Annotated in this window: 15 protein-coding genes and 1 tRNA gene; 10 read left to right on the top strand and 6 right to left on the bottom strand. The window is 48.3% G+C overall.

Annotated features, from left to right (window positions below):
- Window positions 1-207: 207 nt before the first annotated feature.
- Window positions 208-1,182: a bifunctional riboflavin kinase/FAD synthetase gene (locus tag KKE17_06410; GenBank protein MBU1709620.1), complete on the bottom strand. Its 975-nt coding sequence runs from the start codon at window positions 1,180-1,182 to the stop codon at window positions 208-210.
- Window positions 1,183-1,312: 130 nt separating this feature from the next.
- Here KKE17_06410 and KKE17_06405 point away from each other — a divergent pair.
- From KKE17_06405 to hflC, 4 genes are all read left to right on the top strand, one after another.
- A tRNA-Leu gene (locus tag KKE17_06405) sits at window positions 1,313-1,399 on the top strand.
- A 237-nt stretch (window positions 1,400-1,636) separates the two neighbouring features.
- Window positions 1,637-2,554: a rhomboid family intramembrane serine protease gene (locus tag KKE17_06400; protein MBU1709619.1), complete on the top strand. Its 918-nt coding sequence runs from the start codon at window positions 1,637-1,639 to the stop codon at window positions 2,552-2,554.
- Between the two features lie 231 nt (window positions 2,555-2,785).
- On the top strand, window positions 2,786-3,892 hold the full coding sequence (gene hflK, locus KKE17_06395) for an FtsH protease activity modulator HflK (protein MBU1709618.1): 1,107 nt from the start codon (window positions 2,786-2,788) through the stop codon (window positions 3,890-3,892).
- Between the two features lie 143 nt (window positions 3,893-4,035).
- A complete protein-coding gene (gene hflC, locus KKE17_06390; GenBank protein MBU1709617.1) occupies window positions 4,036-4,971 on the top strand; it encodes a protease modulator HflC in 936 nt (311 codons plus the stop codon).
- A gap of 97 nt (window positions 4,972-5,068) precedes the next feature.
- On the opposite strand, the gene KKE17_06385 is transcribed toward hflC, so the two are convergent.
- Both KKE17_06385 and thiE read right to left on the bottom strand, forming a co-directional pair.
- Window positions 5,069-5,752 carry a hypothetical protein gene (locus tag KKE17_06385; protein MBU1709616.1) on the bottom strand — a complete coding sequence of 228 codons (684 nt, stop codon included), beginning with the start codon at window positions 5,750-5,752 and terminating at the stop codon, window positions 5,069-5,071.
- Window positions 5,753-5,882: 130 nt separating this feature from the next.
- A complete protein-coding gene (gene thiE / locus KKE17_06380) occupies window positions 5,883-6,566 on the bottom strand; it encodes a thiamine phosphate synthase (GenBank protein MBU1709615.1) in 684 nt (227 codons plus the stop codon).
- Between the two features lie 199 nt (window positions 6,567-6,765).
- Between thiE and KKE17_06375 the strand changes: the two genes are divergently transcribed.
- A complete protein-coding gene (locus KKE17_06375; protein ID MBU1709614.1) occupies window positions 6,766-8,082 on the top strand; it encodes a citrate synthase in 1,317 nt (438 codons plus the stop codon).
- A gap of 247 nt (window positions 8,083-8,329) precedes the next feature.
- Entirely contained in the window at window positions 8,330-9,280 is a 951-nt protein-coding gene (locus KKE17_06370) for a hypothetical protein (GenBank protein MBU1709613.1), read from the top strand.
- Between the two features lie 34 nt (window positions 9,281-9,314).
- Here the strand turns inward: KKE17_06370 and KKE17_06365 are convergent, their stop codons facing one another.
- A complete protein-coding gene (locus tag KKE17_06365; protein MBU1709612.1) occupies window positions 9,315-9,518 on the bottom strand; it encodes a hypothetical protein in 204 nt (67 codons plus the stop codon).
- A 586-nt stretch (window positions 9,519-10,104) separates the two neighbouring features.
- On the opposite strand from KKE17_06365, the gene KKE17_06360 reads away from it, so the two are divergent.
- Window positions 10,105-11,409, top strand: a complete 1,305-nt coding sequence (locus tag KKE17_06360; GenBank protein MBU1709611.1) for a pyridoxal phosphate-dependent aminotransferase — start codon at window positions 10,105-10,107, stop codon at window positions 11,407-11,409.
- A 93-nt stretch (window positions 11,410-11,502) separates the two neighbouring features.
- On the opposite strand, the gene KKE17_06355 is transcribed toward KKE17_06360, so the two are convergent.
- Window positions 11,503-12,333, bottom strand: a complete 831-nt coding sequence (locus KKE17_06355; protein ID MBU1709610.1) for a carbonic anhydrase — start codon at window positions 12,331-12,333, stop codon at window positions 11,503-11,505.
- Between the two features lie 311 nt (window positions 12,334-12,644).
- On the opposite strand from KKE17_06355, the gene KKE17_06350 reads away from it, so the two are divergent.
- From KKE17_06350 to trpS, 3 genes are all read left to right on the top strand, one after another.
- The gene (locus tag KKE17_06350) at window positions 12,645-13,199 is read left to right on the top strand and encodes a nucleotide exchange factor GrpE (GenBank protein MBU1709609.1); all 555 of its coding nucleotides are present in this window, start codon (window positions 12,645-12,647) and stop codon (window positions 13,197-13,199) included.
- A gap of 128 nt (window positions 13,200-13,327) precedes the next feature.
- A complete protein-coding gene (gene dnaK / locus KKE17_06345; GenBank protein ID MBU1709608.1) occupies window positions 13,328-15,241 on the top strand; it encodes a molecular chaperone DnaK in 1,914 nt (637 codons plus the stop codon).
- 353 nt (window positions 15,242-15,594) lie between these two features.
- Window positions 15,595-16,560 carry a tryptophan--tRNA ligase gene (gene trpS, locus KKE17_06340; GenBank protein MBU1709607.1) on the top strand — a complete coding sequence of 322 codons (966 nt, stop codon included), beginning with the start codon at window positions 15,595-15,597 and terminating at the stop codon, window positions 16,558-16,560.
- 130 nt (window positions 16,561-16,690) lie between these two features.
- Here trpS and KKE17_06335 read toward each other — a convergent pair whose 3' ends face one another.
- Window positions 16,691-17,581: a LysR family transcriptional regulator gene (locus KKE17_06335; GenBank protein ID MBU1709606.1), complete on the bottom strand. Its 891-nt coding sequence runs from the start codon at window positions 17,579-17,581 to the stop codon at window positions 16,691-16,693.
- Between the last annotated feature and the right edge of the window lie 97 nt (window positions 17,582-17,678).

Raw genomic sequence — 17,678 nt, 5'->3', positions numbered from 1 at the left:
TGACGGTTAGTCTGTGAGGAGATGGGAAAATAGTTAATCTCGATTGATTATCAGCACAAAATAAAAAATTAATAAAGATTTTTTTAACTGGCTGCAGGAGTAATACTTGTACAGGATATGCGTCAGGTGTGAAGTGGCATATCCTGCAGGCCTCCATTCTCGGAGAGCAACATTATGGAAGCGGGAGTTTCGCGGGGGTATTTGCGTTCAGCGGTTGTATTTTTCTTCGCAGGAGAGCCGTATTTCTTTTTCCGCTGCGCTAAGCACCCTTTTGGCTTCTTCAATGTCCTTGGCAATCTGTTGGCTGAGGGCTTCAGGGCCTGAAAATTTCTGCTCGCCGCGCAGAAATTTCAGCAGATTGATTTTAATCGGCTTTCCGTAAATATCCTGATTAAAATCAAAGATATGGGTTTCGGCGGAGAGCTTGTCTTCCCCGAAAGTCGGGTTGTAGCCAATATTGAGCACGCCACCGTAACATTTTCCTTCATACACGACCTGGGTCACATAGACGCCGTGTTTCGGACACAGGTCCTCTTCTGAGATATGCAGGTTGGCAGTTGGGAAACCAACGATTGGTCCGCCACGCTGCTTGCCCAGCTTTACCTCGCCGCGGATCTGGTAGTTGCGGCCGAGAAGTTTCTTGACGTCCCGCATACGGCCTTCGGCAACAAGCTGGCGCACTTTGGTGCTGCTTGAAAGCATGTCATTGACATAGTACTGCTCAACCACCGAAACCTCGAAACCCTTCTGTCGGCCCTGTTCTTTAAGAAAGGGGATATCGCCCTGCCTGCCTTTGCCGAAGGCGTAATCATACCCCACCACCAGTTCTTTGACGCCGATGGTTCTGATCAGGGTTTCATTCACAAAGGTTTCAGCGGCAGTGTTGGCAAACTCCCGGGTAAAGGGGATGACGATGAGTACGTCAATGTTAGCCAGTCCGATGAGTTCGAGTTTCTGTTCATAGGTCGAAATGAGTTTGATGCCGAATTCCGGACGCACCACCTTCAGCGGGTGGGGTTCGAAGGTAATCACCACGCTTGTTCCTTTATTATTGTAGGCCTTGCTGACAACCTCGGCAAAAAGCATCTGGTGCCCGAGATGGACGCCGTCAAAGTTGCCGATGGTGACATAGGCGTTATTGATCGGTTTTTGTATCTCGGCAAGATTTTCGTATATTTTCATTGCTGTATTCCTAAATATAAAAGACCGCGCGAGCGGCGTCTCTGTGGACTTACCTCAAAGGAACATCGTCCTGGAGGATAAATCACTTGACAAAAGGCCCTGTGAAAATTTATTATCGCATTCCACATGTGCCGAAGTGGCGGAATTGGTAGACGCGCTAGGTTCAGGGTCTAGTGAGGGTTTCCTTGTGGGAGTTCAAATCTCCCCTTCGGCACCATGTGCTCCTTAAAAGTAATATCTTTCTTGAAACCTTCAAGAACAAAGACATTTAATGGTCTTTTCCTCATATGTCAAGGAAACTCCCCTGCTCCTTTAAGTGAAGTTTCCCTCCACAGGAAACTCCCCGTAATGGGCAGAAACTTCGATTTCAATCAATGGTGAATACACCCCAAGCTATTTATGTCCCCGTGAGGGTTATAATCGCTTTACTCACATATTGTTTGCGGCGGCCCCAATGACAGCTAATTCGGACGAGAAGAGAACCGATATCCTGTCTTTTCCTCTAGATGATGCCGGGCAGGAAGAGGGGCAGGCGTATCTCTGGTCGCTGGTGTTGAGTGCGGCCGATATCCCTCATATTCTTGTCCGCAGCCCCAACGGGTGGGCCATCAAGGTTGAAGACGAATTTGTCCGCCGGGCAAATCAAGAAATTATCGGCTTTGAAAAGGAAAATGCTCACTGGCCTCCGCCCAAACATCCGAGCAGGGCAGACCTTCCTGCCGCAACGCATCAATCGCCGACGATTCTGATTATCGGTGCCCTGATCATATTCTATGGCATAACCGGACCATGGGCTAGCGGCAGCGCCTGGTTTTCCAAAGGATCGGTTTCCGGATACCAGATTCTTGAAAACGGCCAGTGGTGGCGGTTGGCAACCGCATTGACTCTGCATGCCGATCCCGTGCATATACTCGGTAACACGGTTATCGGCGGCATTATGGTCCATTTCCTCCTGAAGATGTTCGGGGCGGGCTTAGGCATATCCCTGATTATGATGTCCGGGATTATTGGGAATTTTATCAATATTCTACTCCAGGGCGGTAAACATAATTCAGTTGGCTTTTCCACTGCGGTATTCGGCGCCATCGGCATTCTTGCCGGATTTCAGATGTTCAGCAACAGGAGCATAAAAGGGGTCTTGTTGCCGTTGGGCGCAGGATTGAGTCTTCTTGCGATGCTGGGAACCGAAGGTGAACATACTGACGTGGGTGCCCATCTCTGGGGGTTGGTCGCGGGCGTCCTGATCGGTTTTATCTTTGGATTTTTTCCGCGCTTGCTGACTTTATCGGAGAAAAATCTGGTACAGGCCGGGCTTTTTTCCGGTTGTGTTGTATTTTTCGTGTATTGCTGGCGTCTGGCGCTCGGGCAGTAATGAAATGGGTTTCAGGGATAGTTTTTTTTATCGATGATTGAGGAAAACTCTTGTAAAGGGATAACAAACCTGAGATGCTTGTCCAAATCCTGCAACTGATGGAGGGACATACAATGCAATGTATTTTCCGTCTAACCTAAGCGGACCGTTTGCGAAGTATACATTAATAATTTGCAGGACAGGTTCGATACAGAGAAATTTACATGAAATTTAATAAAAGAGGAAAAAGAAATGGCTTGGGATGACCAGAAAACACCATGGGATAAGAAGAGGCCCTCTTCTCCCGAAGACTTGATCGCGGCCCTGATCAAGAAGGTTAAAGACGCCTTTGACGGCGGCGGACAAGGCGGCGACGGCGGTGTGGGCGGTGGTTCGGACAACTCCGGAGGAGGCTCTCCTGCAGGTTTCATGGGCGACATCAAAAAAGTTATTGCTGTAGTGGTGGCTGTCTTATTGCTCTATGGGGTGTATGCCTGTTTTTATAAAATTGAGACGGGCTGGGAGGGTGTGGTCCTGCGTTTCGGCAAGTACAACCGCACCGCCTCTCCGGGGTTGAATTTCAAGCTGCCGATGATTGATACGCTGATCAAGGTGAATGTCGACAATGTCCGCAAGGAGGAATTCGGATTCCGTACCAGGACACCGGGCCAGAAGACCGTGTATGAGAAAAAAGGCTATGACATGGAATCCCTGATGCTTACCGGGGATAAAAACGTCATCGATGTGGAATGGATTGTTCAATACAAGGTGATGGATCCGGTCAACTTTATATTCAAGGTTCGCGATGTCCGGCAGGCGGTCCGCGATGCATCTGAGCAGGCGATCCGCCGGATTGTCGGCAATCAGGATTTTGATTATGTGCTCAGTAACCGAGTCATACTTGAGGCGGCCACCGCCAAAGAACTCCAGGGAGTGCTGGATCGTTATGAAAGCGGTGTGTATATCATGGAAGTGAAATTGCAGGACGTTAATCCCCCTGAGACGGTCAAACCCGCTTTCAACGAGGTGAATGAAGCGGATCAGGACATGAAGCGCCTGGTCAATGAAGCCGAGGAGACCTATAACCGGGTGATTCCCAAGGCGCGGGGCAGTGCAAAACAGACAATTGAGGAATCCTACGGATACTCGGTGGAGCGGGTGAATCGCGCCAAGGGCGAGACTGCCAGGTTTCTGGATATACTCAAGGAGTACACCGCTGCCAAGGACGTGACCCGGAAAAGGATGTATCTTGAAACCATGGTTGAAGTGATGCCGACGCTATCGGAAGTATATGTCATTGATGAAGACCAGAAATCTCTTTTGCCGCTTATGGATCTGACCGGCAAAAAAGCTAAATAGTGATGAAATCGTAATAAGACAGATTTCATCGACTTGCCTTGTAACCTGTTGATTTTGTCTGGTGGACCTTTTGCTGCAGCGACTTTTTACGAGTCCATTAAATAAGCTGTTAACAAGATTTAGTCAAAAAAGAGGATTAGCCTGTGAATAACATTTTTCGATATATAATTATTGCTCTGGTGATTGGTGTGGGAATGACGGTCTTGGACGGGTTTTACATTTTACCCGAAGGCATGCAGGCCGTGGTCACGGAATTCGGCAAACCTGTCGGGGAGCCAGCCACCGAGGCCGGCTTGAAATTCAAGACACCGCTTATTCAGAAAGTTACCTATTATGAAAAGAAAATACTTATCTGGGATGGTGATCCAAACCAGATACCGACAAACGATAAGACCTTTGTCTATCTTGATGTCACCGCAAGATGGCGGATTGCCGACCCCCTGAAGTTTCTCCAGGCGGTTAACAATGAGACCCGTGCGCAGACCATTCTTGATGATGTTATCGACTCTACGGTGCGGGGTCTGGTGAACAAGAACAACCTTGTTGAAATAATCAGGAGTTCGGATTGGGAACAGGGTGAAGCGGCCCAGAACAGGGTAGTGCGCGAGGAAGAAATTGAAACAATCACTCTGGGACGCGATAAAATTGCCAAAATGATCCATGAAGATGCATCAAAGGTGACGCCGAATTACGGCATCGAGCTTGTCGATGTCATGTTCAAGCGGGTGAATTACATTGATAGCGTCCGGCTTAAGGTTTATGAAAGAATGATTTCCGAGCGCAAAAGAATCGCTGCCGAGAAAAGGTCGTTGGGCGAGGGGCAGAAGGCGGAGATTCTCGGCAAGGTTGACCGCGAGCTCAAGGACATTACCTCCACTGCCAGTCGTGAGGCCTTGGAAATCAAGGGCAAGGCGGATGCCGGGGCGGCCCGCATTTATGCCGACGCGTATAATAAAGATCCGGAATTCTACGCGTTTTATAAATCCATGGAGAGCTATAAAACTGCGCTAGGTCCGAATACCAAGGTCATACTTACATCGGATTCAGAGTTCTACAAATATTTCAAGTCGATGAAATAAGCGGGTATTGTCTGTTGCGTCCAAAGTGCCTCAACGGAAGAATTTGCACGCAACAGGCGCCTCCATCCTGATACACTTTAGTAAGGTGAAAAAGCTGTCATTCTATTTCCGGAAGCTGTCCCGGATCTTTGATATAGGTCGGGTTCTGGTTTTTTGGATCAAAAACCACCCGGCCTTTTTCTTTGAGTTTTTCCAGCAACCGCTCAAGTTGCTGGTCTCCGGTCAGTAGATTCGTTCCCAGCGTTTCAAAACGGCAATTACATATGGTGAGCTGGCTGCCGCACCAGGGACAGACCTCCACCGGGCAGCCGAAAAAATGTAATTCACCTTCAGCCGTGTGGCATACCGGACAGAGCGCCTGATTCATGTATGCGGGGGTATATTCCGGAAATTTGCCTGTATCATGGTGTTTATCTAAAAAGGTCTGCCTGCTCTCATAACCGAAAAAGTCGAGCACCTCCTGGTCCCAGATTCCTTCTGAAAGGGAACCCAGGTATTCCGCTTGTTCACTGGTGGTTACATAAAAATATTGCGCATGAATTGTTTCGGCGCAGATCAGAAATGTGCCTTGTTTGCGGGCCATAATTCTGAAGCGTCTGATGGCGTCATCTTTTGCATCGGGCAGGTAGCTGTAAAAAGCATGAAAAATGTTGAGTGCAATAATGTCTGTTTCGAAGCGCTGGACAAACTCCATCGCTTCTTCAGAATATTCCTCGGGAACTGCATATTTCATGAGCAGCTTGATGTGCTTCAGTTGTTCTGTTAATGATTTGGTCGTCATAGTTTTCATTAATAAGAAAGGCTGTAGGTGTTTAGGTTAAAGGCTGTTAGGCTTGGGTATTGATCGCCGAAGACTCCTGGTGTTGTTTTTTTGTTGCAGAATCCCAGCGCTAAGGCACTAAACAATCCGGTTATTTTTGTTGTGCGGATTTGATCCGATTTATCCATTTCCTGGTTTCATTTTCAACATCTTCCGCCTGGGTGAGGGCGGTTACCACGGCGATTCTTCTGGCGCCTTTTGCCGCAAGTTCCTCGACGTGGTCGAGTTTGATGCCGCCCATGACCGAATAGGGCAGGTCGCAGACCGATGAAAAGTCAGCAATCGCCTCGGACCCAAGGAAGGTAGAAAGCCCCTGTTTGGTGCCGGTGTGAAAAAGAGGGCCTATATTAAAGTACGAGGCGCCCCTGGCTTTAGCGCTGGCAGCCTGTTCTCTGGTGTTGCAGGAAACCCCGATAATCAATTCAGGGGCCAGTCTTCTTGCTTCCTGGGTCGGGATGTCGGAGTTTCCAAGATGGATGCCGTCGGCGTCCGACAACAAGGCGATATCCAGCCGGTTGTTGACAATGAATAACGCCCCTGCTTCACGGGATTTCCGGCGGAAATAATGCGCTTTTTCAAGCAGGGTTCTATCGTCGGATAACTTGTCCCGCAGCTGCACGATCCGCGCGCCACCGGCAAGCACCTTGTCAATCCACTGGCGATCGGTCCTGCCGTTGGATAATTTTTCACAGGAAACCGGGTATATTGTTACTTCGTTGATAAATATCGACAGGCGTTTCTGGTAGGAAGGGCTTGTTTCCCAGTCTTGACTCATAAGTTCGTAAACCTTAATCTCTTGAATATTCCCGGGCTTTTTTCTATAATAGCCCGTTTTGATGTTTCTTCTCCATGACCGACAGGCTGGATTTTTACAGGAAGAGTTATTTCCCCTTGTGCCGGGGCAGGTCTTGATTATACATAGAGATTCTGTTTACAGTAAGGCACGATTAAATAATATACAAGGATTCATAACTATGCCGGACCATAAATTTAATAATGAATATGCCGAGGTAATGATTGAGGGGAAAAAGTTTCAATTACCGATCATTGAAGGCACTGAAGGAGAAAAGGCAATTGATATCAGATCATTAAGGTCCCAGACGGGCTACATTACTTTTGACAGCGGTTTTATGAATACGGGTTCCTGCAGCAGTGATATCACTTTTCTCGATGGAGAAAAAGGGATTCTCAGTTACCGGGGTTATGGTATTGAGGAGCTTGCTGAAAACTGTACCTTTGTGGAAGTTGCCTATCTTCTGGTTCATGGAAACCTGCCCACCCGCGAGGAATTGTCGAAATTCAGCCAGATGCTTGGCAGATTCGCTCTCATTCATGAAGACATGATTCATTTTTTTGATAGTTTTCCTCCTGGCGCCCCGCCCATGGCTATTCTTTCAACCATGGTCAATTCGCTGTGCAGCTTTTATCCGGAAATGACCGATAATCCATTTGAAAATATTGATAAGATGGCTGCCAGGCTGATTTCCAAGGTACGGACGGTTGCGGCGTTTTCCTATAAGAAATCAAAGGGCCATCCACTGGTTTACCCGCGGCATGATCTTTCTTATTGCGCCAATTTTCTGCATATGATGTTTGATTCACCGGTGCAGCCCTACGATATAAATAACACGGTTGTTGATGCTTTAAACAAGCTTCTTATTCTGCATGGAGATCATGAACAGAATTGTTCCACCTCCACGGTGAGACTGGTCGGCAGCGCCAGGGTGAATTTATATGCTTCTATTTCTGCGGGGATCAGCGCCCTGTGGGGGCCTCTGCACGGCGGCGCCAACCAGGCGGTTGTTGAAATGCTTGAAGAGGTTTACCGATCCGGTGGGGATTATAAGAAATTTATTGCAAGGGCCAAGGATCCCAACGACCCGTTGCGGCTTTCCGGTTTCGGGCATAGAGTCTATAAAACCTTTGACCCCAGATCGCGGATAGTCAAAAATGTCTGCGATAAGATGCTCGGCGAACTCAATCTCAGCGACCCGCTGCTTGACATCGCCAAGGAGATAGAGGGAGTCGTCCTGAAGGACGATTATTTTGTGGAAAGACATCTCTACCCGAATGTGGATTTTTACAGCGGGATCATATATCGGGCCATCGGTATACCCACTGATATGTTTACCGTAATGTTCGCCCTGGGTCGCCTGCCGGGCTGGATTGCTCATTGGAAGGAGATGTGGGATGATCCGAACTGGAGGATAGGCCGGCCAAGGCAGATTTATGTCGGCCCGAAGAGGCGTAGCTTTGTGCCCATTGATCAGAGGATTGCGGGAGCCTCATGACTTCCGGGAGTATGATTATTTTACCCTTGTGCGGAAAGTCAAAATTGTCTACAGCGTTAACAGCAGGAGGCGTATGCCGTAATTAACTTGTTGATATTATGAAAGGCGATAACTCAGGCTTGAACTTTTTGTTGAGCCATCAAAATTGCTGCCTTGACTTTTATTATTGTATTGTAATATTGTTTAAATATCAGTTGTTCCTTTCTCCTTCGTTCAGCTCAACTTTCACCCCGGAGGTGAGACCGGCATGAAGGAAATTCAGTTCATAAGTTCTTCTCACACCGGAAAACTCCGCAGTCCAGATACCGGTATGTCCTCTGCCGGAACCCCCATCAATAATAGCCCGGGAACTGTATCTCCGGAGGCCTTTAACCTGGGGCCGAGCCGCTTGAATAGTGCGGTTCCATTGGAGAAGGGCACAAAAAGCTGCTCCTGCGGAAATTGTGGGGCATGCGCTGCCCGCGCCTATGCCGCGCAGGCGGGCACCACCGGCCAGGGCGCAGCACAAGGTGTACCCCTGTCTACTGGTGACGACATCACCGGTGAAAAGGTGCCTGTTCAGGAAAATCAGTCAGAGGCTTCTCCCCTGGCTCCAAAGGGGAGCGACGGGCAACCGCTTTCGCGGTCTGAACAGCTGATGATTAGCGAATTGAAACAAATTGATAAAGCGGTCCGTGCCCATGAAAGGGCTCATCTCTCCGCCGCCGGCCCCTATGCACGGGGAAAGGCCAATTTTCAATACGAAAAAGGTCCTGACGGCGGCACTTATGCGGTTGCAGGCGAGGTGAGGATTGACACCTCTGCTGAGGCTAGTCCAAAGGCCACAATAACCAAAATGAATGTTGTCCGGGCCGCAGCTCTTGCTCCGGTTGATCCTTCTCCTCAGGATAGAAGTGTTGCGTCAGAGGCCTCCTCAAAAATATTGCAGGCAAGTGATGAGTTGCGGGTTCTCAGAATGAAGCAAGTTCAGGCCCGTGCTCAAACCCGGGAAAAGGAAAATGATGATTCCGAGGATGTAACTCCGATACAGAGTGAAAGCGGCCAGGAAATGACCGAGGCGCAGCAGATGCTGGATCTGGTGGGTGTTACTCTTGAATCCAGCGAATCGTTGAATACAACCCCTCTCCATTCATCGCGATCAGTTGTTTATCTCAAGCCTTACAACTCCTCCGGGTTTGAGATCAATATCAGAGTCTAATGGCCGAGTCGGCCTTCAATATCCAGCGTCAAAATTACAGACAACCGCACATGGTTTCATAATTCTCACATTCCTGCCTGTTGACAAAAGGGCAGGGAGATATTTTGAACCAATGCATTTTGGGGCACCAGTATCTGTCTTTGAAGGGTTCATTGCAACCCTGGGCAGTGATTCTGCTTCTTTCATGGTTGCCGTGCCTTACCGTGTCTTCCTCTATTGAAAAACGCCATATAGCCATCCGGACCCTCCATCTTAATGGGTGTCGAAAAGCTACTGCGCAGAGATCGGGGTATTCGAGTCGGCTCGGGAATGCGCGACTCCGAGAGATCGGGTAGTCTTGGGCAGGATCTGTTTGCCCGCCTTATTCGACCTGTTACTGTCTGCGCTGGCGGCATTTTTCAACACCCTTGGGAAATGCAGCTGTTTTTTCCGAGGTTGTTTCGCCGGTTATGAAATTCTTATCGGCAGAAAGAGTTACAAAATGAAGAGATATTGACTATAATCCGGACCTGTGTTAATTAGTCCCTGTCCATAAAAGGTCTTTATGGAAGTATCTCTGCGTCTTGCTCAAAAAAATAATGCTCGGAGGTAAGCGAGTCTACGAGACTCCGATATCATGCATATGCCGGCGCTTATTTTTTTCGCAGTCCTGGATCTCCATCCAAAAGCCTCATTTCTGGACAGACACTAATCTATAAGATTCTATTGGTTATCAGTGAGGCGGTCGCTTCATTTGTCATTTTGCTGATGAACGGATTCTCCCGTGAAGCACGTGTTATTTGCTTAACTGGAATGTTTCAATACCTTTGAGGAGTTTGAGATATATGCGCACGAATATTGTCCATCCTGGGGCTGGTGAACTTACTTATGAAATCAGGAATATAGTCAGTGTCGGGGAACGCCTGCAGGAGTTCGGCATTAAAACCTATTGGGAAAATATCGGTGATCCGATTGCCAAGGGCGAGAAGATACCGGAATGGATGAAAAAGATTGTTGCGGACTTTGCCTTGGAAGATTCCTCCTATGCCTATTGCCCTACAAAAGGCATCCTCGAAACCCGCAAATTTCTTGCCGAAAGGACCAATAAGCGGGGTGGCGCCCAGATAACCGCCGAAGATATCATTTTCTTTAACGGACTTGGGGATGCGATCAGTAAAGTTTTCAAGATGCTCAAGGAAACAGCCCGGGTGGTTGTGCCTTCTCCCAGTTACACGACGCATTCGTCGGCAGAAGCGGCCCATGCCGGCGACCGGCCGGTCTGTTACCGGCTGGATCCTCATAATCACTGGTATCCCGATCTGGATGATCTTGAAAAACGCATAAAATATAATCCGCAGGTTGCCGGCATTCTGATAATCAATCCGGATAATCCCACTGGTGCGGTATATCCTGAAGAGATCCTCAGGGGTATGATTGCACTTGTTAAGAAATATGATCTCTTCATTATCTGCGACGAGGTCTACCTGAATATTATTTATAACGGCAAACATACGGTGCCGATTTCCGATATTATTGGTGAGGTGCCGGCAATTGCCATGCGGGGGATTTCCAAGGAAATGCCCTGGCCCGGGTCCCGATGTGGGTGGATTGAAGTATACAACGGTCACAAAGACCCGATGTTCGAGCAATTCGTCCAGTCGGTTCTTAATGCCAAAATGCTTGAGGTCTGTTCCACAACCCTTCCGCAGAAATGCATCCCGGCGTTACTCAGCCATCCGAAATATGATGCGTATCTCGAAGAGCGGGTTCGGCGCTATGAGAAATTTTCAAATATTGCCTATGATTGCCTCAAGAATATTAAAGGGGTGCTGGCCAACTGCACCAACGGCGCTTTTTATATGAGCGTTGCCTTTGAGGACGGCGTCTTGAATCACAAGCAGACCTTGCCCATTGCAAACGCATCGGTGCAAAAGCAGGTGGAGGCGCTGGTCAGCGGCGAGAATGTTCAGCCGGATAAACGGTTTGTCTACTATATGCTCGGCGCAACCGGTGTATGTGTCGTCCCTCTGTCTTCTTTTGCAACGGAGATGCAGGGGTTTCGCGTCACGCTGCTTGAAAGGGACGAAGACCGGTTCAGGAAGATTTTCAAGATAATCGCCGATTCGATCGAGCAGTATATCAAGTCCTGACCCGAAAAATTCGATCCAGAGATTTCTTGATCGTTATTTTCAGGAGAGTCCTCAAAGCCATCTCTTGCCGCAAGAAGTATTGAGGCAAGAGGTCTAATGATTGATTCGAGCAGGTTCCCTTGCCGGGTTCCGGTGCCGTTTTTGTTGGCGTTCGCGGCCAACATACGAATTAACCAGCTCCGGAGGGATCTGGGTCATTATCTGCATTTTATGCAAACCCTCGGCGTTTGTTTCTCCATTGACATTTATGAGGATCAGCCTGCCTTCCCCTCTGCCGTATTGATTATCCAGATCAAGTATGCTTCCCACCACGACTAATCTTCCGGTAACTATTCTCTTTTCATAACGGCTAATCGCCTGGGCGACTTGAAAATCAATATTTTTTTCAATATTTGTCAAAAGTTGCTCGTCAAAATCTGCAGTTTTCCCCTCTTTGAATTTTCCCGGTTCACCAAGCGCATTTTTCAGGCCTTCGAACTGCGTCTGGGCCTCCGGGGAAAGCTGCTGGTAGCCGGTCATGAACTGACTCACAGATTGATTGTCGGTATTACTGGTTATCATCAATACCGGGGTATGCATGCTGAGAATGCCGTAATCAACCGCTCCGGAAGACAACTCAAGCTGGTTGCCGATATTGCGCACCGTATATATTTTTCCATCGTTGGAAGAAAGAAGAAAATGCGGCTGGATGCTCGCGTCCGTGTCGGTGAGCCATGTAAAAAATGGTGCGTTGTTTCTCTTTTTTGATCGTTTCGATTCTTGGTGTACGGCCTTTTGATTGGATTGTATGATCTTTCCAATAACACTGAATGGCGGGATGCCGGCGCGGATTTTTTTAACCGGGCGCATTTCAGCATGAACCTGGAAGTTCCAAAGAACGGTGACAATGATCAATGGCAGAAAACAAAGGATGTTTTTCCTCATGATGGACCCCAGGTGTAAAAGCAAGTTTTAGGTTAAATTCCGGCAAGTTGTGGCTGGATTCATTGGGATGGATGCTTTCTGGATGATCTGGCATCAAATCCGGAATGTCGCCTTGACAATGCCGGGGAGCATACTTAATGTTCATCTGAAATTACGGTTTAATTTAATAAAACCTTTAATATTAAATAAATAAAACGATTTCTCTGAAATTCTGAAATAGTTTTTTCGGGTTGTTTTCGGAAGGGAAAGAGTAAGAAGGGGGGACATTGTCCAGCAAAAAGAAAGTCGAAGAGGTTGCCCCGAAGGAAGTCATGGACGATGAAGCAATCGATTCTTCCGATGAGGTAAAACAGGAAGGTGACGGATTTTCGGAAGCGGAGCAGGCAGGGGATGACGAACGTTTGAGCCCCCTTGAGGCTGCTCAGGAACAGGCCCGCGAAAATCATGATAAGATGCTGCGGATGGCTGCAGAATTTGAAAACTCCAAGAAAAGATTGATCCGCGAGCGTGAGGCTGCGGTGAAATATGCTGAAGAATATATTTTAAAGGAGCTTCTGCCCACTATCGATAACCTGCAAAGGGCTATGGAGCAGGGTCAGAAAACCAATGAAGCCTCGGCCTTGCTTGAGGGTGTCGAAATGACCTTCAAAGGAATGATTGCCACCCTTGAAAGGTTTGGTTTAAAGCCGATTGTGGGAAAGGGAGAGCTGTTTGATCCTAATTTTCATGAGGCCCTTGCCATGGAGGCGAGCAGTGAGGTTCCGGAGAATGTAATTCTTCAGGAATATGAAAAAGGATATATGTTTAAGGACCGACTGCTGCGAGCAACCAAAGTTGTCGTTTCAAAAGGTGATAAGACTGATTAACCCGGAAACAGGAACAGCAAGCGTATTCCCCGCCTCAAAGGCAATGGCTTACTGCGGCGGGGAGCTTCAATTATAACGAGTAGGCAGACTTAAAATATGAAGCTTACACTATTTAAGGAGATAACAAGATGGGAAAGATTATAGGCATTGATCTCGGTACGACAAATTCATGCGTTGCGGTGATGGAAGGCGGCGATCCCAAGGTCATTACCAACGTCGAGGGGAACCGGACCACGCCGTCGGTTGTGGCGTTTTCCGATAACGGCGAACGTCCTGTGGGCCAGGTTGCAAAGCGTCAGGCTGTGACCAACCCTACAAAAACCCTTTATGCGATTAAAAGATTGATCGGCCGGAAATTCACCGATCCAGAAGTGTCTAAGAGCATTGATATCAGCCCGTTTAAGATCGTCAAAGGCAATGATGGCGATGCGGTGGTTGAAATTGAGGGGAAAACTTATACCTCAGCTGAAATTTCAGCAATGATTCTGACCAAAATGAAACAGACCGCTGAAGAATATCTCGGAGAGACCGTTACCGAGGCGGTAATCACCGTGCCTGCCTATTTTAACGACAGCCAGCGACAGGCGACAAAGGATGCCGGCAAGATTGCCGGATTGAATGTTCAGCGGATAATCAATGAGCCCACCGCAGCCGCACTCGCTTATGGATTGGATAAGAAAAAAGAGGAGAAGATTGCCGTATTTGATCTTGGTGGCGGAACCTTTGATATCTCGATCCTTGAAATCGGCGATGGCGTTTTTGAAGTAAAGTCCACCAACGGCGACACGTTCCTCGGTGGGGAAGATTTCGATATGCGGATTGTTTCCTGGCTTGCCGACGAATTCAAGCGTGATCAGGGAATCGATCTGCGGCAGGATAAAATGGCGCTGCAGCGCCTTAAAGAGGAAGCTGAAAAGGCCAAGATGGAATTATCCACCACCATGGAAACCGACATCAATCTTCCCTTTATAACCGCCGATGCATCAGGGCCGAAACATCTGAATATAAAATTAAGTCGCGCCAAGCTTGAAAGTCTGGTGGGAGATCTTATCGAACGCACCATTGGACCATGCAAAATGGCCATGAAAGATGCGGGAATTTCCCCATCGGAGATTGATGAAGTCATTCTGGTCGGCGGCATGACCCGTATGCCGAAAGTGCAGCAGAAGGTCAAGGAGATTTTCGGCAAAGACCCTCATAAGGGGGTTAACCCTGACGAGGTTGTGGCCATTGGTGCAGCGATTCAGGGCGGTGTTCTGCAGGGAGACGTCAAGGATGTTCTGCTCCTTGATGTTACGCCGTTGTCTCTTGGGATCGAAACCCTGGGCGGCGTCTCAACGAAACTCATCGAAAAGAATACAACGATCCCCACCAAGAAGAGCCAGGTTTTTTCAACTGCTGCTGATAACCAGCCGGCGGTATCCATTCATGTCCTTCAGGGTGAAAGGGAGATGGCTGCCGGTAATAAGAGCATCGGCCGATTCGAGTTGACCTCTATTCCGCCGGCACCCCGGGGTGTCCCGCAGGTTGAAGTAACCTTTGATCTTGATGCCAACGGCATTCTTCATGTATCTGCCAAGGATCTTGGAACCGGCAAGCAGCAGTCTATCAAGATAACCGCATCAAGCGGTCTTTCCGAGGCAGAGATCGAAAAGATGAAGCAGGATGCCGAAGCCCATGCTGATGAGGATAAGAAGCGCAAAGAGACGGTTGAAGCGAGAAACCATGCGGATTCGATGATGTACGCAACGGAAAAAAGCCTCAAGGATCTGGGCGACAAGGTTGATGCCGAGACCAAGGGTAATGTGCAGAAAGAAATTGATAAATTAAAAAAAGCCCTTGAAGGCGATGATATTGAAGCAATCAAGAAGGGAACCGAGGATTTGACTCAGGCCTCCCATAAGCTTGCTGAAATCATGTATACCCAATCAACCAAAGAGCAGACAGCCGGAGGCGCCGGCGCCTCAGCAGACGGCGGAGCCGGATCAGGGGCGAAAGCCGACGATGACGTGGTTGATGCCGATTTTGAGGAAGTGAAATAAAGATTCAACCATTTTACAGGTGGCGGGATCTAAGGATACAGCGGATACAACGCGTCACGGTTTACTCCACGCTTGTTACTTATATATAAATTTAGGGGGATGCAGAAAAAGGTTGCCTGTATCCCCCTATTTTTTTAACATCACATCCGTAATACCGTTCACATTCAAATTCTAACTTCGTTGCCTGCGTCGTCGGCTTCCTCAACGTACTACTTGTACGTTTCCGGGGCCTCCTTCTTGCCGCCTCGTAACCTCTTTGAATGTGAAGGGTATTAAATCAGCAGATTTTTTGTGACTTCTGTGAGAACAGTTAGGTTCTGTAAATTTAAAGGTTATAAAGAACAGGTGTACGAATGAGGATTCTTTCCGGCATACAGCCTTCCGGGCAGCTTCATATTGGTAATTATTTCGGTATGATGCGCCCGATGATTGATAATATGGATACAGCTGAACTGTATGCGTTTATCGTCAATTTTCACGCCCTGACATCAGTTCATAATAAAGAAAACCTGGTCAGGGACACCATTGGCGCTGCTGCTGATTTTCTCGCCCTGGGACTTGATCCGGACCGCTGTATATTCTGGGTACAGTCCGATGTGCCGGAAGTCACTGAGCTGACCTGGGTGCTTACGACCTTCACCCCCATGGGTCTTCTCGAACGCTGCCATTCGTATAAAGATAAAATAGCCAAGGGAGCTGCTCCCAGTCACGGCCTGTTTTCCTATCCGGTTCTCATGGCCGCAGACATCCTGCTCTATCAGGCGGAGCAGGTTCCGGTGGGCAAAGACCAGAAACAGCATATTGAGGTGGCGCGGGACATTGCGCAGAAATTCAATAACAGCTTCGGCGAGACATTTGTGATTCCGGAGCCGGTGATCAATGACAACCTGGCCACGGTTCCCGGTCTTGACGGCCAGAAGATGTCAAAATCCTACGGCAATACCATTGGTATTTTTCTCGATGCCAAGGCGCTGAAAAAAAGTGTCATGAGTATTGTGACGGATGCTGCCTCGGTTGAAGCGTCCAAAGACCCGGAAAAGTGCAATCTCTATAATATTTATAAACTCTTTGCCCCGGCGGACAGATGTGAAGAGGTACACGGCCTCTATGTCAACGGCGGTGCGATGTACGGTAAAATCAAGCTGGAGCTGGTGGACATTCTCTGGGAATATTTCCGTGAGGCCCGCGAAAAAAGAGAGCAGCTGATGAAGGACCCCGGACAGATCAGAGACATTCTCAAACAAGGCGCAGAAAAGGCCAGGGCAAAAGCCTCGGTTACCCTTGATCTTGTTCGGGAAAAAGTCGGCCTTAAATACTAATTAACCTCTCAGCTTTTTAGGCTATAGGCTGAAGGCTGTTAGTTTTGGTGTTTCGGCATATGATGCCAAGATTCTTGTTGTTTCTTTTCTTCCTAAACACCTTCAGCCTAAATAGCTATAGCCTAATTCCCTAAACCCCTTCTTCCCCAAGCATATCAATCATCGCCCGCCCTGCATTGGAAAGCGTCCGGGCCGAATGGCGTATGACCCCCAGGGACCGGCGCGGTCGGATCCCTTCCACATCAAGTGATATTAACTCTTCCGCATTGATCATCGATTCAGGCAGGATGCTCCATCCCAGTCCTACGGTCACCAGCATCTTGATGGTTTCAAGGTAGTTGGTGGATATCTTTACTGTAAGCGAAACACCCTGTTTCAGAAAATCCGAATCAATGATATCCCTGGTAAATGTGCCGGAGCCGGGCAGGATCGCTGGATGTCCTGCAAGTGTCAGGGGGGTGAGTGGTGCTTTGCTGTGTTTTGTTTCGGCTGCCAAGGGGTGACCCTTGCCGATGACAACCTGCAGGGGGTCATCCCAGATATGGGTCTGAAGCAGATTGCTTTTTTGAATATTCGGCATGGTGATCAGGGCCATTTCAAGGTTTCCATGCTCCACCGCGTCGCAGGCGGTTTCCGAACCCAGGAATTGAATATCGAGCTCCACTTGAGGATAGACTTTGCTGTAGGCGCTCAAAATCGGCGGCAGCCGATGCAGGCCGATGTGATGACTGGTGCCGAATGAAAGTCTCCCCGTGACATTTCCTGATAAATTATTGATTGCCCGGCGGCTGTCTTCCAGCTCAAGCAGAATCCGTTTTGCACGGGGATAGAGTTCTTTCCCCGCCTCGGTGAGAATAATTTTTTTGCCGATCCTGTCAAAAAGCCTGAATCCAAGAATTTCCTCGAGAGCGGCGATGCGTTTGCTCACTGCCGGTTGAGTCAGATAAAGGACGTCGGCAGCTTTTGAGAAACTCCTGGATTCGGTTACAGCCACAAAGGTATGAATTGACAAAGTATCCATTAGTATTCCTTTTAGTTATGATTATTATAAATATAATGAATTTGTGTTATGCGTGTCAAGGATGTTATAAACAGATCATAAATTTTGAGTATCCATG

Source organism: Pseudomonadota bacterium (assembly GCA_018823135.1).
Lineage (GTDB): Bacteria > Desulfobacterota > Desulfobulbia > Desulfobulbales > CALZHT01 > JAHJJF01.
This window is presented reverse-complemented; position numbering and strand designations above follow the sequence as displayed.